Below are 20,796 nucleotides of genomic sequence, written 5' to 3' on the forward strand. Positions count from 1 at the left end.
TAAAATAAACTTATAAAATAATGAAAATGATAATAAAAATCAATTAAAATAGGATAGTGATAAAATAAAGGATAAATTTTTACAAATAAAAAAAAATCGTATTTTGCGCTACAGTTAACAAATTTTATACATTATGATGAAAAAACTATTTTTGGTTGCATTAGTACTGTTTGGTACGGCAACTATAGTTGCTCAGACGACCATAACAGGTACGGTAAATGACGCATCTCTTGGAGGACCATTACCAGGAGCAAACATTAAGGTTTTAAGAAAATCTGTAGGAACATCTACTGATTTTAATGGAAAGTTTACCATGACGGTAACTGATACTCCGCCTTTCACAATTGAAGTATCATCTTTAGGATACCAGTCAAAAAACGTTGAAATAACTAAAAATAATCAAGTTGTTGAGGTTAGTTTAACTGAAAATGCAACATCTTTAGACGAAGTTGTAATTTCAGCTTCTAGAACTCCAGAACGTATTATGGAATCTCCAGTTACGGTTGAAAGAATGGATGCTAGAGCAATTAGAAATACATCTTCTCCTTCTTTTTACGATGGTTTAGAAAATTTAAAAGGAGTAGATATTAACTCTAACAGTTTAACATTTAAATCGGTAAATACACGTGGTTTTGCAACGTTTGCAAATGAGCGTTTTATGCAGTTAGTAGATGGTATGGATAATTCATCTCCAGCCTTAAACTTTGCATTAGGTAACCTTTTAGGAATGTCTGAATTAGATGTAAAAACAGTAGAGTTATTACCAGGAGCTTCATCTGCATTATACGGAGCAAATGCATTTAACGGAATTATGTTTATGACTAGTAAAAGTCCTTTTGATGATCAAGGAATCAGCTATGTGTTAAAAACAGGAATGACAAGTCAAGAAGCGGCTGGAAACAATATGTTTTACGATACAAGCATTCGTATGGCACATGCTTTTAGTGATAAATTTGCAGCAAAGGCAACATTATCTTACTTAAAAGGTGAAGAATGGCATGCAACTGATTATAGAGATGAAAAAGATTTAACTTCTCTAAATCACTCAACTAACCCTAACTATAATGGTTTAAACACTTATGGTGACGAGGTTTCTCAAGATATGTATTCTGTAGGAGAATTATTAGTTGGAGCTGGGCGTTTACCTGCAGCTGCACTTGCAGCTTTACCAGCAAAAGGAACACAATCTGTCTCAAGAACAGGATATACAGACGTTGATTTAATGACTAATGAAGCTAAGAGTGTAAAATTTGGTGGTTCATTACATTACAGACCTTGGGGGAATGATCGTTTAGAAATTATTTGGAATTCTAAGTATGGTACCGGTAACACTATTTACCAAGGACAAAACAGATATAATATCCAGAATTTTTACATGGAGCAACATAAATTAGAATTTAAAGGTAAAAGTTTCTTTGTTCGTGGTTACATGACAAAGGAAGATGCTGGAGATTCTTATGATACTCGTTTTGCTGCAATTAATATCAACCGAGCATGGAAAGGAGATACACAATGGTTTGGTGAGTATGTAGGTGCTTATGCACAAGCATTTGGAGGGGCTATACCAAGTGTTCCTGCAGGTAACGGTCCTTTAGCACATTCAATCGCCCGTTCTCAAGCTGATGCAGGAAGATTTGAGCCAGGATCAAGTGCTTATAATTCAGCTTTTGAAAAAGTTAAGCAAGATCCAGATTTAGCAACAGGTTCTAAATTTCAAGATGAGACAAAACTATACCACGTAGATGCAAATTTAAATTTACAAGATTATATTGATTGGGCTGAAGTACAAGTAGGTGGTTCATACAGACAATATGTATTAAATTCAGGCGGAACAATTTTTACAGATTATGATGGTCCTATTGATTATGACGAATATGGTGTATATACACAAATTCAGAAAAAATTAATGGAAGATCGTTTAAAAGTTACAGCTTCTGCTCGTTATGATAAAGCACAAAACTTTAAAGGTAATGTATCACCTCGTTTATCATTGGCTTATGCAGCAGGTGAAGATAAAAACCACAACTTTAGAGCCTCAGTACAAACAGGTTTTAGAAACCCAACAACACAAGATCAATATATTGGTTTAGATGCTGGTAATGGTATATTATTAGGTACAGCTCCTGACAATATTGATAGATATACATCTACTCCATATAATTTAAGTACTGGAGGTACAGCTGTATTAACAGGTAGAATGGCATATGAAAACTCATACACTGAGGCTTCAGCTGGAGCATTTGCAGCAGCAGTAGCTAGTGGTACACCATTACCAACAGCAGTAGCTTTATTAGAAAAATCTGATGTAGATTTTGTAAAACCAGAGCACGTTACTGCGTTTGAAGTAGGTTATAGAGGGGTTGTTAAAGGGATTGCAATTGATTTAAACGTATACTACAACAAGTACAAAGATTTTATTGCTGCTGAAAATGTAGCAGCACCATTATATGGTACAGTTGGAGCTCCAGATTTTATGGCAATTGCAGCTTTAGGAGCTGGTGACTATAAAGGTGTGGCTTTAGATAGTAATTCAGATGAAGATGTGAGTTCTTATGGAGCAACAATTGGTTTAAACACAAAAGTATTAGACGGTTTTAATGTAGGTTTAAACTATACATATTCTAAAATTGATTTAGATGAAGCTGCTGATTTTGAAGCAGGGTTTAATACTCCAGAGCATAAAGTTAAGTTTCAGTTTGGTAAAACTAACATAATTGAAAACTTAGGATTTAATGTAAACGTAAGATGGCAAGATGCTTTCTTATGGGAGTCTTCTTTCTACGATGGTATGGTAGATGCTAGAACTGTTGTTGATGCTCAATTAAATTATAGAATTCCTTCATGGAAAACTACATTTAAAGTGGGGGCTGCTAATATTGGTGGTAAAGAATACTTTAGTGCACCAGGTGTTGGAGCAATAGGTTCTCAGTACTTTGTTTCTTGGACAATCAATAACTAAGAATAACTTTATGTAACGTACTTAATAGCGTTACGGATAAATAAACTAAAAAGGCTTCATTTTTAAATGAAGCCTTTTTTTATTCGTTACTGTTATCAATCCATTCTTTTATTTTTTTATCATTGATAATGTATTTTTTGTACTTATTGTCTCTATACCGATAATAAATAAATATAGGCATTAAAATAAAAGCCATAAACAAAACACCCAAACCCATAATTATTTGTGCTTTAGAGTGATTAGTGTTTAATAAGTAAGCGCCAATAGCCATCCAACATAAAAAGATGGCAAATAATATTTTGATTAAAGTTTTCATTTACTGATGATTTTAATTGCTGTAAAAATAAAAATCCTAAACAGATAGTTTAGGATTTTCTTTTTGAAATTGTAAAAAATAAAAAATTACATTTTTTGTAACCAATTTTTTACAGCTACTTCTTGATTTATAATTTTGTTCAATTCGGATATTTTAACGCGTTTTTGTTCCATCGTATCTCTATGACGAATGGTAACGCAATTATCATTTAACGTATCATGATCAACAGTAATACAAAAAGGTGTACCATTGGCATCCTGACGGCGGTAACGACGACCTACAGCATCTTTTTCATCGTAAGAAACGTTAAAGTCCCATTTTAAATCGTCCATTATTTTACGCGCAATTTCTGGTAAACCATCTTTTTTAACTAATGGCAAGATAGCTGCTTTTACTGGTGCTAAAATAGCAGGTAACTTTAAAACGGTTCTGGTTGTCCCGTTCTCTAAAGTTTCCTCTTGTAATGCGTTTGAAAATACCGCTAAAAACATTCTATCTAATCCGATTGAAGTTTCTACTACATATGGCGTATAACTTTGGTTATCTTCATGGTCAAAATATTGTAATTTTTTTCCTGAAAATTCTTCATGTGCTTTTAAATCGAAGTCTGTACGTGAATGAATTCCTTCTAATTCTTTAAATCCAAAAGGAAATTTAAATTCAATATCAGCAGCATTATCTGCATAGTGTGCTAATTTTTCATGATCATGAAAACGATAATTGTCAGCACCCATACCTAGTGATAAATGCCATTTTAAACGTGTTTCTTTCCATTTATTATACCATTCTTCTTGTGTTCCTGGTTTTACAAAAAATTGCATTTCCATCTGTTCAAATTCACGCATTCTAAAAATAAATTGACGCGCAACAATTTCGTTACGAAAAGCTTTACCGGTTTGTGCAATTCCGAAAGGAATTTTCATTCGACCAGTTTTTTGAACGTTTAAAAAGTTTACAAAAATACCTTGTGCTGTTTCTGGACGTAAATATAAATCCATTGCACTTTCGGCGGATGCACCTAATTTAGTACCAAACATTAAGTTGAATTGTTTAACCTCTGTCCAGTTTTTAGAACCTGTTAACGGATCGGCAATTTCTAATTCTTCAATTAATAATTTTACATCATCTAAATCTTCGTTTTCTAGAGATTTCCCTAAGCGAGATAAAATGGTATTTATTTTTTCTTGATAGCCTAAAACACGACCATTGGTAGTAATAAATTCATCTTTATTAAAAGAGTCTCCAAAGCGTTTTGCAGCTTTTTTAACTTCTTTTTCAATTTTTCCTTCAATTTTAAGACAATAGTCCTCTACTAAAACATCGGCTCTATATCTTTTTTTTGAATCTTTGTTATCAATCAATGGATCATTAAAGGCATCTACGTGGCCTGAAGCCTTCCAAGTGGTTGGATGCATTAATATTGAGGCATCGATACCAACAATGTTTTCATGCATTTGCACCATTGCTTTCCACCAATAATCTCTAATGTTTTTCTTTAACTCTACTCCGTTTTGAGCATAATCGTATACGGCACTTAATCCGTCATATATTTCAGAAGATTGAAATACATAACCGTATTCTTTTGCGTGCGATAATACTTTTTTAAATTGATCTTCTTGTTTTGCCATACTGCAAAAATAAAAGAAGGTTTTAAACTAATACCATTCTAAAAGAAAAAAGTGAAGAATTTGTGTAAATTCTTCACTTTTTCTGTTGTTTTAAGTGTTTTATTTAAGATTAAGTGCTGTAGCTCCTGAGTAAACGCCATCTACAAAAGCACTCACAGTATATTTACCTTTATTAATGTCATCTCTGTTAACTAAAACTAATGAAACAAGGCTCAGCCTATCGTTATTATAATTTACTTCAATAGAGTCGGTGTATTGTACTTTTCCTCCGTCTTTTAATTTGGTAACTCCTTTTGGAGCGATTACTTTTTTATTTTGGTCTATAATTTGAATATAAACAGATTTTTCTCCTGAACTGGCAACTAAGTTTTTTAATAAATCGAAGTTAATTTTAAAAGCATCTGTCTTACTAGACCTTGAAGTGGAGGTTAGTTTTCCACTACTACGTTCTTTCATGGCAACAACTTTAACAGAACTAGTTTTAATAACTCCACCAAGTGCTATTTTGGTTTCCATTTTTCTTTGTTTTTCTTCTAGTTCCTTGTTCTTTTCAGTTAAAGAAGTATTGATTGTTTCTTTTTGTTGTAAAATTTCATTGGTAATAATATTCTCTTGAGCTAATACATGATTGGCTGTGTTAAGTGAATCTACTCGAATAAACAAATTTCTGTTTTCACGCTCTAAAGTGGTAATCTTTTTTCGATATTTTATGATTAAATCATAATTGTCTATTCGTAAATTTTTAATAGAATCGCGAAGATTATTCATTTTAACAAGTTCAACTTTTAGGCGTTTAGAAAGACGTTTTTTACGTACAACTACATCTGTATAGTCTTTTATCATTTCGTCTAGTTCTTTTTCTAAATCAGCTCTTTCTTGCTGAAATATTTCCTGTAAGTCGTTGTATTGACTGGTTTTTTGAAATGAATATAGTGTTAGGAAGAGGGTTATTACAAGTAATAAAACTACAAACGCGTTTTTTCTTTTTTGAGGGGTCATAATTTAAGGGGGGTTAGTTAGCTATATCGTTTTTATGTCATTGTTATTTAAGTTCTATAGATGTACTTTTTGCATAAAAGCCATCAACAAAAACATTAATTTTGTAGAGGCCTTTATTAATTTTATTTCTATTTACATTAATAAATGATACTATCGAAAGCTGTTTATTATGATATTTAGCAGCTAATATATCGTTGCAAAGTATTTTATCTTTGTTTTTTAAGGTTACTTCTTTTGCAGGAAAAAGTACGTTTTTATTATTTATTATTTGAATGTAAATAGGTTTAGGCCCTGGGCTAATAATATTATTTTCTAACAGATTAAATTCTATTTTAAAAGCATCTGTTTTGTTAGATCTAGAGGTAGAAGTATGTTTGCCACTCCTTCTTTTTTTCATCGCTACTACCTTTATTGATGAAATTTCAATAATTTCTGCAATTGCAATTTTTTGTTTCAACTCTTTTTTTTGCTGATCTAAGGAATTGTTTTTATGTTTTAATTTAATATTTTGCTTTTCTTTTGTAATTAAAACTTCAGTTACACTATCATTTTTTGTTAATAATTGATTATTTATTAAGTTTAAAGAATCTATATGGTTAAAAAGAGCTTTATTTTGAGTAACTAATTCTGAAATTCGTCTACGATAAAAACGAAACGATCTATAATCACTAGTTCTTAAGCTATTAATGGTGTCTTTAAGTTTTATAATATCATAAAGCTTATTGCTTAGGTTTAAAGAAATATTATTATTGTTTGAAACAGCCGTTTCATAATCCTTTATAACACTATTTAACTCTGTTTCTAACTCTTTTTTTTCTATTTTAAAAGCATCCTTTAAATCAGCATATTCACTAGCATTTTGATACGATAATAGCCCAATGGTAATAATCAACACAAGTAAAAAGGCTATAAAACCAGTATTCTTTATTTTTGTAGTACTCATTGGGGGTTACAAGGAATATTTTGATGTATTTGGCACTAATATACTATTTTTTACACAGTTATAAATAAATGCTGGTGGAAAATTAAGTGGCTCAAAACTTAGTTTAATATTTTTACCAAAAACTTTTTGTAGTTTCTGATAATAAGTTAGGCTGTATTGGTATTGAATAAATAAGCCATTATTATTTAAAGCCTGATGACTTTTAAGTAGAATATTATGTGATATTTTTTTAGGAAGAATAGTTAAGGGTAAACTAGAAATTATATAATCAACATTTGTAAAACCAAGTTTTTTTATTTCGGGAATTATTTTTTCGGCAGAAGCTTTTAAAATAATTAATTGTGGATGCTTTATTTTGTTCAATTCGTTGTAAAATACGGTATTAATTTCAAAACATATTAATACGGTATTTGGTTGTATTTTATTTAAAATAGCATGGGTTATCGCACCATTTCCAGGGCCTAGTTCAACAATAACTTTTGCTTTTTTAAAAGTGATATCTTTAAGCATTTTATTAGCTAAATACTTAGAGCTAGGTACAATTGTACCAGATGTTTTGTAGTTTTTTATAGCTTCTTTAAAAAAATTAAATCTTTTACTCAAAATGTAGTTTTATTATGTTTTTTGTATATTTCTGTGAAAAATTTGCTTGTAAATATGCAATATTTAAAAGACATATTCTATTTATTTTATCCTAATTTATGTGTTAATTGTTGTGTAACATTATTACAAAACGAACAATATTTATGCACATTATGTAATAATCAATTACCTATTATAAATGACAATGAATATGTAAATAATACGTTATTGACGCCTTTTTATGGTAAGGTATCGGTTAAACATGTACGCTCCTTTATATATTATCACAAAAAAGGTATTAGTCAAAAAATTATTCATGAAATAAAATATAAAAGCCAGCCTGAACTAGGAATATTTATTGCCAATTGGTTTGGCGAATGTTTAAAGAAGTCAGGTGTTTTTAGTGAAATAGATTATATTGTTCCAGTGCCATTGCACAAAAAAAAGAGGCAAAAAAGAGGGTACAATCAGCTTACAATGTTCGGACAAAGATTAAGCGAAATTTTAAATATTGAATATAAGCCAGCAGTTTTAGTAAAAACATCAATTACAAAAACACAAACATTTAAGCATCGTTTTGAACGTTTTTTAGATGTAAAAACAACGTTTGAGCTAATTGATGTTGAAATATTTAAAAACAAACATATTTTGTTAATTGATGATGTAATTACCACTGGAGCAACTTTAGTAGCTTGTAGTAAAGAATTATTAAAAGTAAAAAATATTACGATAAGCATTGCTACGATGGCATATACTAAAAAAGGATAATTTTTGTTGCTGTTATTTTAGTACTTTTGATGTTGAAATTAAACAATCAATTTGTGAAAAATAAGGTGTTATTTTTAGTCGTTTTAGTATCAATTGTAATTATAAGTTGTGCTCGTAGAGGTAGGCCAGATGGAGGTCCGAAAGATGAAGACGCGCCAATTATGGTTACAGCCAACCCACCCTATGAATCGATTCATTTTAATAAAAAAGAGATTAAAATTGAATTTGATGAATTCATTGTACTAAAAAATATTTCTAAGCAATTAGTAATTTCACCACCCTTGAAATACCCGCCAATAATAACCCCTCAAGGTACACCAAGTAAATATATTAATATTGAAATTTTAGATACTTTAAGAACCAATACGACCTATACTTTTAATTTTGGAAACGCAGTTCAAGATAATAATGAAAAAAATACATTAGAGAGTTTTAAGTACGTTTTTTCTACCGGAAATTATATTGATTCTTTAAAAATAAAAGGAGCGGTAACAACAGCTTTTACCAAAGAAAAATTAAAAAACATTAGTGTTTTATTATACCGATTAGATAGTAGTTATACTGATTCGGTTATTTACAAACAAAAACCTAATTATGTTACTAATACCTTAGACTCTACTAATTTTGAGTTTACCAATTTAAAAGACGGAAAGTATTTATTGCTAGGGTTAAAAGAGGCTTCAAGTGATTATCTTTTTAATAGTAAAACTGATGAAATAGGTTTTTACACAGATACTATTTCTTTACCAAAAGATACCCTAATAACTAAGCCAATTCGTATTTTTAAAGAAAAACAGCCGTTTAAATTTAAAAGAGGAAAAGAAATTGTAAAAGGTAAAATTCAGTTTGGTTATGAAGGTGAAAAGGGTAATATGAACATTAAGTTGTTGTCTAAAGTTCCTGATACTTTTAAATCGTTTTTTCAATATGAAAAAGACAAAGATACTCTTAATTACTGGCATACTCCTTTAAAAAGGGATTCGTTAAACTTTATGGTAACCAACAAAAACTTTATTGATACTATAAAAGTTCGTTTGCGTAAAAAGAAAATAGACTCGTTAACAATGTCTTCAAGTATTAGTAAAACACTACATTTAAACGATACCTTATTTTTAGAAAGTAATAATCCCATTGTTAGAATTGATACATCTAAATTTTCGATTGTAGATAAAGATACCGTAAATGTTAATTTTGAAGTAAAAAAACAAGCAATTAACAAATTGGCTATTCTATTTGAAAAAACACCAAAAATGACTTATAAATTTGATGTTTTACCAAAAGGAATCATCGATTTATATGAAACACCAAACGATTCGTTAAACTATAATTTTAAAACGCTTACCACTGAAGATTATGGAAGTATAATTTTAGATCTTAATAAAGAAACAAATCATCCTGTTGTAATTCAACTTTTACATAAAGATAAAGTGTTGAAAACAAGATATATTTCATCTTCTGAAAAAATTGAGTTTAATTTATTAGAACCAAAAGAATATACTGTTAGAGCAATTATTGATGAAAATAACAATCGTGTTTGGGATACAGGAAATTTCTTGTTAAGAAAACAACCAGAACAGGTTATATACTTTGATAAAGTTTTTAAGTTAAGAGCCAATTGGATTCAGAATGAAACTTTTGTTATTAAATAAATTAGTAAGATTGATAATGATTTATTTTTTCTATTTTTATAGAAAAAGCTATGTCAAGACTTTTATCTAATTTACCGATTGAAAATTTAACTCATGAAAATGACTATATTGGTATTATAGAAAAGGGGAATTTAATAAAATCTTTTTTCCTTGCAAACAAGCAAGAATTTTCTGAAATAAAGTTTTTTTCAATATATGGAGATTGGGGAAGTGGTAAGAGTACTTTAATGAAGTACGTTGAAAAAGAATTAAGAAGTTCTTTTAATCCCTTTTTCTTTGAGGCTTGGCAGTTTGAAAGTGATGCTAATTTAGCGAGTTCCCTTTTAGAGTTTTTGGCTAAAAAATCAAATACTAAAGTTGATAATTTTCTTAAAAATGGAAGTAAATTATTAGAAGGTTTCGCAAAATCAGTAACTTTTAAAACACCAATAGCTAATTTTAATATGCCAACGATGATTGATCATCTTGATGAGCAAACTTTTTTTGAGTTAAAAGAGCAGTTTAGTCGTGATTTTATTAATTGGGAGACTCAAATTACTAAAGGAGAAAAAGCACCAAAATATAATATTGTTTTTATTGATGATTTAGATAGATGTGAACCCGAAAACGTTTTGAATTTATTATCAGCAATTAAATTATTTTTCACTTTTGGTAAAAAAACAATTTTTTTGTGTGGTATTGACAAAAAAGCAGTTATAGAAGCAGTAAAAACAAAATACGGAGAAGTTGTTAAGGCAAATGAATATTTAGAAAAAGTTTTTGATATTTCTTTTTCAATGCCACAAAGCGTCGATGTTTCAAAGCTTGTTAACCAGTATTTTGATGATTCTGAAATTGTAAAAGAAGATAAATTAGGTGATTTAATAAATAATTTTTTTAAGGACATCCACTTTCAGAATCCAAGAAGAATAAAGAAAATTCTTAATAAGTATTTGATTATAAGAAGATTAAAAGAAAATGATGTTTCAGGGGATTTAATGTTGCCAAATATTATACACAATAATTCGGGGACTCTTTTTGAAACTTATTTAACTTTATACTTGCTGATTCTGAATGAGTTTGAGCCTAAAAATTTTAAATTATTATTTAATTTTAGTACTAAAAGAGTAAAATATAATGAATCTTTGAGGGTGAATTATACAGATTTTAGGAAGTTTACAGAAGCTTCTTCTAATTTTTTTTCTAGTTTAGAAGAAAATGTTGTTGATTTAAAAATTAGTGATTTAAGTAGTCGTAAATATATAGAAGTTGCAGTTGCTTTTGCACCTATTGAAGTTGAAAACCTTAAAATGTTTGCTTTTGGAAGTTATAAAGAATATTTAAATTACTTTAATGTTTTAAATAAAAGTTACGAGTATTATTTCACATTATTGATTTTAAAAAATGAAAACATATTAAACGATAATTCAGAATCAGAATATAATTTATTAGAATATAAAAAAATGATTACTAATTTAATCTAGTAAATTAGTAATTTTTACTCCTCATAACTGGTAGCACTTGGGCAAAATAACAAATCGGTTGGGTTATCAATATCGTATAAATATTGATAGCTTCTGGTTTCTTTTTCGCAAAAAGGTGCTATTAATTTTAACATAGTTTCAAATCCACTTAAGGTAAGAATACAAAAAAATGTTTCGTTATCTTTTGTTAAAATGCCTTCATCAGATTTAAACAAACCGAATATTAAATTACAATTACGGGGTTCAATAAAATCTACTTCAGATAAATCTAACTTCTGTCTTTTTTCAATAATGGTTTCTTTAAGTAAATTTCTAAACTTAATAGCCTCTGCTTTATTAAAATTGTAGAGTCTTACAAGATTTTCATCATGCCCATTTATATTTGCTATATAATCCAGTTCCATTTTTTCTTATTAATGTGCTTCTAACCAGTTTTGCCCAATTCCCATTTCTACATCTAACGGAACAGCCATTTTAAAAGCATTTTCCATTTCCTCTTTAATAATCGGCTTAATTATTTCTAACTCGTCTTTATGAGCGTCAAAAACCAATTCATCATGCACTTGTAATAGCATTTTCGATGTAAAGTTTTCTTTTTCAAATCGATTATAAATGTTAATCATAGCCAACTTTATAATATCGGCAGCACTTCCTTGTATTGGTGCGTTTACAGCATTACGCTCAGCAGCTCCGCGAACGATAGCGTTTCTTGAGTTGATGTTTTTTAAATACCTACGACGGTTTAAAATCGTTTCTACATAACCATTATCACGTGCAAAATCAACTTGGTTAGCCATGTATTTTTTAAGTTTCGGATAGGTTTCGTAATACGTATCAATTAATGCTTTTGCTTCTTTACGAGATAAATCGGTTTGATTGCTTAAACCGAAGGCTGAAACTCCATATACAATTCCGAAATTTACTGTTTTTGCGTTGCTACGTTGCTCGCGAGTAACTTCATTTAACGGAACATTAAAAACTTTTGCAGCCGTTGAAGCGTGAATATCTTCTCCATTTTTAAAGGCTTCAATCATCGTTTCTTCTTCGCTTAAAGCTGCAATAATTCGTAATTCTATTTGCGAATAATCGGCAGCAAGTAATACATGGTTTTCATCTCTCGGAACAAAAGCTTTTCTAACCTCTTGTCCGCGTTTTGTACGAATAGGAATATTCTGTAAGTTCGGGTTATTAGAACTCAATCTACCTGTAGCAGCAACAGCTTGTGCATAAGATGTATGAATACGCCCCGTTTTAGTGTTTACTTCGTTTGGCAAAGCATCAACATAGGTACTTTGTAGTTTTTTATACTGGCGATATTCTTGAATATCGCGAATAATTTGATGGTCTTTTGCTAAAAACGACAATACATCTTCAGCGGTTGAGTATTGTCCTGTTTTTGTTTTCTTTGGTTTGTCAACCAATTGCATATTTTCAAATAATACAATACCTAACTGTTTTGGTGAAGCAATATTAAACTCTTCGCCAGCTTGTTCGTAAATACTTTTTTCTAAGCGGGCAATATCATTTGCTAAATCTACAGAAAGCTCTTTTAAAAACGGCACATTTAAATTGATTCCTTCAATTTCCATTGCGGTTAAAACCGAAACTAAAGGTGTTTCTATATCGTTAAATAATTTGGTAACATTTCCGCTTTCTAACTCTTTTGTAAAATGTTCTTTTAATTGCAACGTAATATCAGCATCTTCAACAGCATATTCAGTTTGTTTTGTAATTTCAACTTGTCGCATAGAAAGTTGATTTTTACCTTTTTTACCAATTAAATCAATAATTGGCATTGGTTGGTAATTTAAATACGTTTCTGCCAAAACATCCATTCCGTGGCGCATATCTGGGTTAATCAAATAATGCGCAATCATGGTATCAAACAACCTTCCTTTTACGGGCATGTTATAATTTGATAAAACTTTGATATCGTATTTTAAATTATGGCCAATTTTTTCAATTTCAGAAGCTTCAAAAAACGGACGAAATTCTTCTAAAATAGTTTTGGTTTCCTCTTGGTTTTCAGGAAAAGAAACATAGTACCCTTTGCCAGTTTCCCATGAAAAAGAAATTCCGATTAATTCAACTTCTAAGGCTTTTAAACCTGTAGTTTCGGTATCAAAACAAATGGATTTTTGTTGTAATAACTTTGCTAATAATAACTTTCTTGATAGCGGTGTATTTATGTGTTGATAAAAATGAGAAGTGTTTTGTAAGTTTTTATAACCAGAAATACTTTCATCTTCAGTTACATTTCCTGCACCAGGTGTAGCAAATAAATCAAATTGTCCAGCGGTATTTTTATCAGCTGCCTTTTTTGATTTAGCTGTTGTTTTTTCCTCTTTTTTAACTTCGGATGCGTTTTCAGAAACGCCAAAAGTTTTTAGAAAATTATCAGTTAAACGACGAAATTCTAAATCAGTAAAAATCTCTTTGGTCGCTTCAATATTTGGTTGGCACATTTCAAAATCTTCTTGATGAAACTCTACCGGAACATCTAACATAATGGTTGCTAGTTCTTTTGATAAAAGTCCAAGTTCGGCATTTGCTTCTACCTTTTCTTTCATTTTACCTTTTAAATCAGCTGTATTTGCCAATAAATTTTCCATAGAACCATATTGGGCTAAGAATTTCTTGGCCGTTTTTTCACCAACACCAGGTAATCCAGGGATATTATCAACAGAATCTCCCATCATCCCTAAAAAATCGATGACTTGTTCGGGTCTTTCTACACCAAATTTTTCTTGTACTTCGGGTATTCCCCAAGTTTCATATCCACCGCCAAAACGTGGGCGATACATAAAAATATTTTCAGAAACTAGTTGGGCAAAATCCTTATCTGGCGTTACCATATAAGTTTGGTAGCCTTCTTTTTCGGCTTTTTTAGCTAAGGTTCCTATAATATCATCTGCCTCAAATCCTTCTTTTACAATAGCAGGAATGTTCATCGCCTTTAATATTTCTTCGATATACGGAACGGCAATTTTTATAGCTTCAGGCGTTTCTTGCCTGTTGGCTTTGTATTCAGGAAAAGCATCCACTCTGGCGACCGATCCGCCACGATCAAAACACACTGCTAAATGATCAGGACGCTCACGTTTTATAACATCTAACAGCGAATTTGTAAAACCTAAAATTGCTGAAACATCCATTCCTTTTGAGTTAATTCGTGGATTTTTTATAAAAGCGTAATATCCTCTGAATATTAATGCGAAAGCGTCGAGTAAAAAAAGTCGTTTTTGATCTGCCATTTTTATATGTTAAACCCATTAAAATAGGTTGATTATCAGTAATTATTTGTCGAAAATTAATCGGTAAAAGAATCGAAGTTATCTTCGATGGTAAAACTACAAAACTTTAACAAGATGTTAAAAATTGATTTTTAATAATCAACCTATCTTTGTGCGACTTTTAAAAACTGTATATGTCTCGTTTATTGGTAACCATCGTTGTTTTTTTATTATTTATTATAGTGTTTGAAAGTTATGCTTTTCAGGCAATAAAAACAATTACTAAAAATAAGTTTTTCCGTTATGGATGGTTGTTCTTAGGCTTCTTAGCGTACGCTAATTTTTTTTATACAATGGTTTTTTATGATAGAAATTCAGGGCAAACGCCACAATTTCAATGGGCAGTAGCAATGCTTTTGGTAGCATTAATACCTAAATTAATTATTTTATTAGTTATGTTTGGCGAAGATGTTGTTAGGTTTATTCAAAAAGGAATTTCTTTTTTATCAACAAATGAAACAAAGCCCTTGGTAGGAAGAAGGTCTTTTGTAGCAAAAATAGCTTTAGGTATTGCTGCAATTCCGTTTGCAAGTATTTTATATGGTATTTTTAAAGGAAAGTATAATTATAAGGTGCTTAAATATCAATTATCATTTAAAGATTTGCCTGATGCTTTTGATGGATTTACGATTACGCAAGTAACCGACATACACTCTGGTAGTTTTACCAATAAAGAGGAAATAAGCTATGGTGTTGATTTGATTAATGAGCAAAAATCTGATTTACTTTTGTTTACAGGCGATATTGTAAATAATTTTGCCCATGAAATGGATGATTGGATTACTGTTTTTAAAAAATTAGATGCTCCGGTTGGTAAATATTCGATATTAGGAAATCATGATTATGGTGATTATTCAAAATGGAAAAGTGAAGAAGATAAAGCTGCAAATTTTAAAGCAATAAAAGAAATTCATCCAAAAATTGGTTTTGAGTTATTGTGTAATGAAAACCGATATATTGAAAAGGATGGTCAAAAAATAGCTTTAGTTGGGGTAGAAAATTGGGGAAAAGGTTTTAACAAAGCTGGTGATCTTAACAAAGCGTCTGAAGGAATTGAAAAAGATGATTTTAAAATTTTAATGAGCCATGATCCAAGTCATTGGGAGTATAAAGTAAAAAAAGATGATTTTAATTACCAGTTAACGTTAAGTGGGCATACGCACGGGTTGCAATTTGGTATTGAAATACCAGGGTGGTTTAAGTGGAGTCCGTCACAATATGTTTATAAGCAATGGGCTGGTTTATATGAAGAGTTTGGTCGTTACATTAATGTAAATAGAGGTTTTGGATATCATGCGTTTCCTGGTAGGGTAGGTATTTGGCCTGAAATTACGGTAATTGAATTGAAAAAAGCTTGATTTTCAGGGTTTTTAACAAATGTTAATATCTAATTGAAAAAAAAATAGTAATTTTGAAAGATTTTATTTATAAAAATATAAAATACCATGACAAAATTTGGTGAAATTATAAGTGTTAACAAGCCTGTTTTAATTGATTTTTACGCAGATTGGAGTGAGTTAGAGCCTAGTTTAGATACACTTCGTGATGTTGCTGCAGCTTTAGGCGATAAAGCAAAAGTAATTAAGATTGATATTAGACAAAACGAAATTTTAGCTGAAGCTTTACGGGTTAAAGGTAACCCTACTTTTATGATTTATAAAGAGGGGCGAATGAAATGGCGACAAACAGGTGAACAAGATGCAAATACTTTAATTGGTTTGGTACAGCAGTACGTTTAAAACCATTTTTAATATAATTACCATAAAACAGGTGTTATTTCACTTGTCTTTTTAAAGTTTAAGTGTTAAAGCTAAACTTACTACGTTAAAAGCGCAGCTACGATATAGTAACTGCGCTTTTTTTATATAATAATATTCTTAAAATATTAAGGTTTAATAGTGTCTAATTCTTGAGGAAATTGCTCCTGTTCCTCTTCGTCAGACATTAGGTGTTTAAATAAACGTGCGTGGTTTAAATAATCCTGAAATGCTTTTTTACCATATTCAGTGTCGTTGTCATAACGTGAAATTTGCTGAATTAGATTTTGATACATATATAAAGTTGTCTCTAAATTGTCAAGAATCAAATCAACATCTTCATCTTTAAAAGTGCTGTAATACTTTAATTTTTGCTGAAAAACAGTAATCAAAGTTTCTACAGTTTCATGAGCTTTGTCAATATCGCCTATGCGATAGTATAGTTCTGGATATCCTAAAGAAATACTATAATGACCAAAATCGTTAATTGGCATTTTGTATAACGATAAATCTAACACATCTTTTGCGTTTACAGAATCTCCTTCTTTTAAAAACTCTTCAGATAAACGCATTAAATTATTACGGATAGATATTGCATTACGTTTGCTTTGTTCATCTAAATAAATTTTACCATTGTTTATGGTTTTCCAATCCCACTTTTTAACGTTATCGTACATTTTTTTAGTGTCGATACGTCCCATATTAAACATTGTTTTTCCTTTGTTAGGTGTTTTTATAGGAACAAATTTATACGACATTCCGTCTAACTGAATATAATCTTTTAACCAAATATATTCTTCATCGGCATTGGCACCACCTGTAAAATAAATAGGGCGTTTCCAATCAAAATTATTTAAAATATCAAGCATTAAAATTCTGTTTTTTGCTAAGGCTTGGGCATCAACAGTAATATCTATATAATCTAGAATTTTATCAGCATCTTTTTGTGCTACTAAGCCTGTTTTTAAAACATTAGCTTTATTTACCGGAATTCGAATTTTATTTGTTGGATAAAATTTTTCTCTTACATCGTTTTCCTCATCAATATAATAGGTGGCATCATTGTCGCTTTCAATCCATCTCATAAAATTTTTGATAGAGATAATAGAGTCTTTAAACCTTGGATGTGGAATGTGGTAGGCAACATCTAAGGTTCCGTACTTGTATTGATCGTGCGTTAATTGCGACGGAATAGGATCTGCTTCATAGGTTTTCTTTTTCATTTGATCGATGTACCAATCGGTTTGAAAAAGACTTGTGTTTACAATCTTAATATCTCTTCGTACACCTTCAACTTGTTGCATATACCATAAAGGGAATGTATCATTATCACCAATGGTAAAAATTATCGCATTTGGGTCGCAACTTTCTAAATAGGTTTGTGCGTTTAACTGAGCAATATAGCGATCGCCTCTGTCATGATCATCCCAGTTTTGAGCTCCCATTAGCACAGGAACTGCTAATAATGAAATAGTAGAAACGGCAATGGCAACAGTTTTTTTATTGGCGTAATTTTTCAAATAATCATATAATGCTAACACTCCGAAACCTATCCAAATAGCAAAAACATAAAACGAACCTACCACGGCATAATCACGCTCACGAGGCTCAAAAGGTTTTGGGTTGGTGTAAAATATAATTGCAAAACCAGTAAAGGCAAAAAATAAAGCAAGTGTATATAAATTATTTTTGTCTTTTTTATATTGATAAAACAACCCAATTAGTCCTAAAATTAAAGGTAAAAAGAAATATTTGTTTCGTCCTTTATTGTTTTTTATGTCGTCAGGTAAGTTTTGTTGCGAACCTAAGCGAGCTTCATCAATAAAATCGATTCCACTTAACCAGTTTCCGTTTTCAATATCTAAATGTCCTTGTGCATCGTTTTGTCTACCAACAAAATTCCACATAAAATAACGTCCGTACATGTATCCAAATTGATAATCAATCATAAATTTCATGTTCTCTATAAATGTAGGGCGTCTTTTACTTCGTGCAGGAATTCCGGCAATTCGTTTGTAATGTTGCTCAGAAGCAGGGTTTACCATTCGAGGGATAAAACCTTTGTGTTTGCTTGAGTAATTAGGTAATACGTTTTTGTATTTGTTTACAATAACATATTTACCGTTTTTCTTTTCATATTTTGGTTTGTCATCTTTGTAAGGCTGATTTGCATCTTGCTCTCTATCGTAAGTAACTGAGTAATACTTATCATAAAACACGTTAGCATCACCATACTGTTCACGATTATAATAAGCTAATAACTCACGCGCACTCGATGGATTGTTTTCGTTAATAATCGTATCGGCATTTGCACGAATTGGTAGCATTAGCCAAGATGAAAAACCAATCATAATAAATAAAACCGACAATACTAAGGTGTTTGCCGTTACCAAGTTTTTTTTGCGTGTATAGTTTAATCCGAAGTAAAATAATCCGATTAAAACTAAGCCAGCAATTATGGTTCCTGAGTTATATGGTAATCCTATTTGATTGATAAAAAATAATTCTGATACACTAAAAAACTTTAATGTAAACGGGAATAAAAATTTAAAAACAAAAGCCAAAACAAATATTGAAATAAGTGTTGCAATGGCAGTTGATTTTAAATTGATGTTTTTATATGTTTTAAAGAAATATAATAAAACAATTGATGGAATTACTAAAAGAGATAAAATGTGCACTCCGAAAGATAATCCTACTACAAAACTAATTACTACCAGCCACTTATTACCTCTTGGGGTGTTAATTTCGCTTTCCCACCTTAAGCCTAACCAAAATAATAGAGCCATTAAAAAAGATGACATTGCATAAACCTCTCCCTCTACGGCGCTAAACCAAAAACTATCAGAAAATGTGTATGCTAAAGCACCAACCAATCCACTACCTAAAACGGCAATCGCTTCGTTTTTACTGAATTTACCATTTTTAAATGCCATTTTTTTGGCTAAATTGGTAATAGTCCAAAACATAAAAAGAATGGTAAAAGCACTGGCTAAGCCCGACATAAAGTTTACCATTTTAGCCCATTGACTAGGGTCGTTACTAAACATTGCAAAGAATGCGCCAAGCATTTGAAATAACGGAGCTCCAGGTGGATGCCCAACTTCTAAATTTACTGCGGTAGAAATGTATTCTCCACAATCCCACGAACTAACGGTAGGTTCTAAAGTTAATGTATATGTAATTAATGCCACGGCAAATGAAAACCATCCTAAAATGATATTCCACTTTTTGTAGTTAAATTCGTTCATAGTTTTTTGTATAATAAAGTACGAAAGTATTAATAACTGTTGATTTTTTACTGAAAACAAAAATATAATTTTGAAGTAGTTAACTAACTCTTTGTGTATATAAAGTTGTGTTAAATGAAAAAAAACACAAAAAATTTGTCAAAATATAATTTTGTTCTATATTTGCACCCGAAATAAGTTATTGGCCTATGGTGTAATTGGTAACACACCGGTTTTTGGTACCGACATTCAAGGTTCGAGTCCTTGTAGGCCAACTTAATCCTTACGAAATCCGTAAGGATTTTTTATAAAAACAGATGAATGTTTTTTAATTTTAAAACATTGTTTTTATATTTGCAATAACTTATTGGCCTATGGTGTAATTGGTAACACACCGGTTTTTGGTACCGACATTCAAGGTTCGAGTCCTTGTAGGCCAACTTAAAAAGCTTCATAATCGTAAAGATTTTGAAGCTTTTTTATTTAATATTACATTTAATTTCTTAAAAAAAGAGGTATATGCTTTTATTATTATGTCTGGCATCAAAACATATCTAGTAGTTGAAGTAGATTTTTTTACTACATGAAAAATATTTATTGTTTAATTACGGTGTATATACTACAATAAGTACATCAAAACTACTACAAACCAATTTAACACTTTTATTGAGTATATATTTGTACCGAAGTTATTAAATACCCATTATTAAATAACTTCATTTAATTAATTCCCCAATTAATTAAATCCCCTTTTTTATTGATTAATCCCCCGTTAGTTAATAATGTATAATTTAAAAACTACCAAGAACATATTTCCCTTATGTGCTGGTAGTTTTTTGTATGGTTAGATTATGTATAATGATAATAAGATAAAGCATATTTTTTAATCAACGATACCTTATGTATCATATTAAACGGACAGTATTCTAGTGTAAACTAGCCATTATTGATAGACTATTATACTACAAATAGTTTTTTTGTAAAAAGGAAGCTGTATTAGATACATCAAAACTACTACAACCCAATTTTACGCTTTTATTAAGTATATATTTGTGCCGAAGTTATTAAATACCCTCATTTAATTAATCCCCCAATTAATTAAACTCCCTATTTATTGATTAGTCCCCCGTTAGTTAATAATATATAATTTAAAGACTACCAAGAACATATTTCCATTATATGTTTATGGTAGTTTTTTGTTTTTTTTAT

At 30.4% G+C, this 20,796-nt stretch carries 14 protein-coding genes and 2 tRNA genes; 8 read left to right on the forward strand and 8 right to left on the reverse strand.

Features of this window, described 5'->3' with window-relative positions:
• Positions 1 to 133: 133 nt before the first annotated feature.
• Positions 134 to 2,959 (forward strand): TonB-dependent receptor, encoded by a 2,826-nt coding sequence (locus BA195_RS02880; protein WP_068702251.1) that lies wholly within the window; start codon positions 134 to 136, stop codon positions 2,957 to 2,959.
• Positions 2,960 to 3,038: 79 nt separating this feature from the next.
• Here BA195_RS02880 and BA195_RS02885 read toward each other — a convergent pair whose 3' ends face one another.
• The 5 genes from BA195_RS02885 to BA195_RS02905 form a co-directional block, all read right to left on the reverse strand.
• Positions 3,039 to 3,275, reverse strand: a complete 237-nt coding sequence (locus BA195_RS02885) for a hypothetical protein (RefSeq protein WP_068702253.1) — start codon at positions 3,273 to 3,275, stop codon at positions 3,039 to 3,041.
• Positions 3,276 to 3,361: 86 nt separating this feature from the next.
• Positions 3,362 to 4,903 carry a glycine--tRNA ligase gene (locus BA195_RS02890; protein ID WP_068702255.1) on the reverse strand — a complete coding sequence of 514 codons (1,542 nt, stop codon included), beginning with the start codon at positions 4,901 to 4,903 and terminating at the stop codon, positions 3,362 to 3,364.
• Between the two features lie 99 nt (positions 4,904 to 5,002).
• Complete coding sequence (locus BA195_RS02895; RefSeq protein ID WP_068702257.1) at positions 5,003 to 5,902, reverse strand: hypothetical protein; 900 nt, start codon at positions 5,900 to 5,902, stop codon at positions 5,003 to 5,005.
• Positions 5,903 to 5,945: 43 nt separating this feature from the next.
• Positions 5,946 to 6,845: a hypothetical protein gene (locus tag BA195_RS02900; RefSeq protein WP_068702259.1), complete on the reverse strand. Its 900-nt coding sequence runs from the start codon at positions 6,843 to 6,845 to the stop codon at positions 5,946 to 5,948.
• A gap of 6 nt (positions 6,846 to 6,851) precedes the next feature.
• Positions 6,852 to 7,448, reverse strand: a complete 597-nt coding sequence (locus BA195_RS02905; RefSeq protein ID WP_068702261.1) for a class I SAM-dependent methyltransferase — start codon at positions 7,446 to 7,448, stop codon at positions 6,852 to 6,854.
• 54 nt (positions 7,449 to 7,502) lie between these two features.
• Between BA195_RS02905 and BA195_RS02910 the strand changes: the two genes are divergently transcribed.
• Genes BA195_RS02910 through BA195_RS02920 form a run of 3 tightly spaced genes read left to right on the forward strand, consistent with a single transcriptional unit; the run spans position 7,503 to position 11,307 of the window.
• The gene (locus BA195_RS02910) at positions 7,503 to 8,195 is read left to right on the forward strand and encodes a ComF family protein (RefSeq protein ID WP_068702263.1); all 693 of its coding nucleotides are present in this window, start codon (positions 7,503 to 7,505) and stop codon (positions 8,193 to 8,195) included.
• Between the two features lie 53 nt (positions 8,196 to 8,248).
• The gene (locus tag BA195_RS02915) at positions 8,249 to 9,844 is read left to right on the forward strand and encodes an Ig-like domain-containing domain (protein WP_245662310.1); all 1,596 of its coding nucleotides are present in this window, start codon (positions 8,249 to 8,251) and stop codon (positions 9,842 to 9,844) included.
• A gap of 50 nt (positions 9,845 to 9,894) precedes the next feature.
• Entirely contained in the window at positions 9,895 to 11,307 is a 1,413-nt protein-coding gene (locus tag BA195_RS02920) for a KAP family P-loop NTPase fold protein (RefSeq protein WP_068702268.1), read from the forward strand.
• 14 nt (positions 11,308 to 11,321) lie between these two features.
• On the opposite strand, the gene BA195_RS02925 is transcribed toward BA195_RS02920, so the two are convergent.
• Both BA195_RS02925 and polA read right to left on the reverse strand, forming a co-directional pair.
• Complete coding sequence (locus BA195_RS02925; protein WP_068702270.1) at positions 11,322 to 11,711, reverse strand: hypothetical protein; 390 nt, start codon at positions 11,709 to 11,711, stop codon at positions 11,322 to 11,324.
• Positions 11,712 to 11,720: 9 nt separating this feature from the next.
• Positions 11,721 to 14,561, reverse strand: coding sequence for a DNA polymerase I (gene polA, locus BA195_RS02930; protein WP_068702272.1), 2,841 nt, complete (start codon positions 14,559 to 14,561; stop codon positions 11,721 to 11,723).
• A gap of 173 nt (positions 14,562 to 14,734) precedes the next feature.
• Between polA and BA195_RS02935 the strand changes: the two genes are divergently transcribed.
• Positions 14,735 to 15,958, forward strand: coding sequence for a metallophosphoesterase (locus BA195_RS02935; RefSeq protein ID WP_068702275.1), 1,224 nt, complete (start codon positions 14,735 to 14,737; stop codon positions 15,956 to 15,958).
• 87 nt (positions 15,959 to 16,045) lie between these two features.
• Positions 16,046 to 16,339 (forward strand): thioredoxin family protein, encoded by a 294-nt coding sequence (locus BA195_RS02940; RefSeq protein WP_068702276.1) that lies wholly within the window; start codon positions 16,046 to 16,048, stop codon positions 16,337 to 16,339.
• 146 nt (positions 16,340 to 16,485) lie between these two features.
• On the opposite strand, the gene BA195_RS02945 is transcribed toward BA195_RS02940, so the two are convergent.
• Positions 16,486 to 19,608 carry a glycosyltransferase family 117 protein gene (locus tag BA195_RS02945; RefSeq protein ID WP_068702277.1) on the reverse strand — a complete coding sequence of 1,041 codons (3,123 nt, stop codon included), beginning with the start codon at positions 19,606 to 19,608 and terminating at the stop codon, positions 16,486 to 16,488.
• A 182-nt stretch (positions 19,609 to 19,790) separates the two neighbouring features.
• On the opposite strand from BA195_RS02945, the gene BA195_RS02950 reads away from it, so the two are divergent.
• Together BA195_RS02950 and BA195_RS02955 are read left to right on the forward strand one after the other, a co-directional pair.
• Positions 19,791 to 19,862 (forward strand) — tRNA-Gln (locus BA195_RS02950).
• A 93-nt stretch (positions 19,863 to 19,955) separates the two neighbouring features.
• Positions 19,956 to 20,027: transfer RNA gene (locus BA195_RS02955), tRNA-Gln, on the forward strand.
• Positions 20,028 to 20,796: the final 769 nt, after the last annotated feature.

It is taken from the genome of Tenacibaculum soleae, from assembly GCF_001693415.1.
Taxonomy (GTDB): Bacteria; Bacteroidota; Bacteroidia; order Flavobacteriales; family Flavobacteriaceae; genus Polaribacter; species Polaribacter soleae.

What these genes read in the sequence shown, in the direction of transcription:
- BA195_RS02895 (WP_068702257.1), bottom strand. Translation starts at nt 5,902, where the DNA reads ATGACCCCTCAAAAAAGAAAAAACGCGTTTGTAGTTTTATTACTTGTA.
- BA195_RS02945 (WP_068702277.1), bottom strand. Translation starts at nt 19,608, where the DNA reads ATGAACGAATTTAACTACAAAAAGTGGAATATCATTTTAGGATGGTTT.
- BA195_RS02890 (WP_068702255.1), bottom strand. Translation starts at nt 4,903, where the DNA reads ATGGCAAAACAAGAAGATCAATTTAAAAAAGTATTATCGCACGCAAAA.
- BA195_RS02920 (WP_068702268.1), top strand. Translation starts at nt 9,895, where the DNA reads ATGTCAAGACTTTTATCTAATTTACCGATTGAAAATTTAACTCATGAA.
- BA195_RS02900 (WP_068702259.1), bottom strand. Translation starts at nt 6,845, where the DNA reads ATGAGTACTACAAAAATAAAGAATACTGGTTTTATAGCCTTTTTACTT.
- BA195_RS02940 (WP_068702276.1), top strand. Translation starts at nt 16,046, where the DNA reads ATGACAAAATTTGGTGAAATTATAAGTGTTAACAAGCCTGTTTTAATT.
- BA195_RS02925 (WP_068702270.1), bottom strand. Translation starts at nt 11,711, where the DNA reads ATGGAACTGGATTATATAGCAAATATAAATGGGCATGATGAAAATCTT.
- BA195_RS02935 (WP_068702275.1), top strand. Translation starts at nt 14,735, where the DNA reads ATGTCTCGTTTATTGGTAACCATCGTTGTTTTTTTATTATTTATTATA.
- BA195_RS02910 (WP_068702263.1), top strand. Translation starts at nt 7,503, where the DNA reads ATGCAATATTTAAAAGACATATTCTATTTATTTTATCCTAATTTATGT.
- polA (WP_068702272.1), bottom strand. Translation starts at nt 14,561, where the DNA reads ATGGCAGATCAAAAACGACTTTTTTTACTCGACGCTTTCGCATTAATA.
- BA195_RS02880 (WP_068702251.1), top strand. Translation starts at nt 134, where the DNA reads ATGATGAAAAAACTATTTTTGGTTGCATTAGTACTGTTTGGTACGGCA.
- BA195_RS02885 (WP_068702253.1), bottom strand. Translation starts at nt 3,275, where the DNA reads ATGAAAACTTTAATCAAAATATTATTTGCCATCTTTTTATGTTGGATG.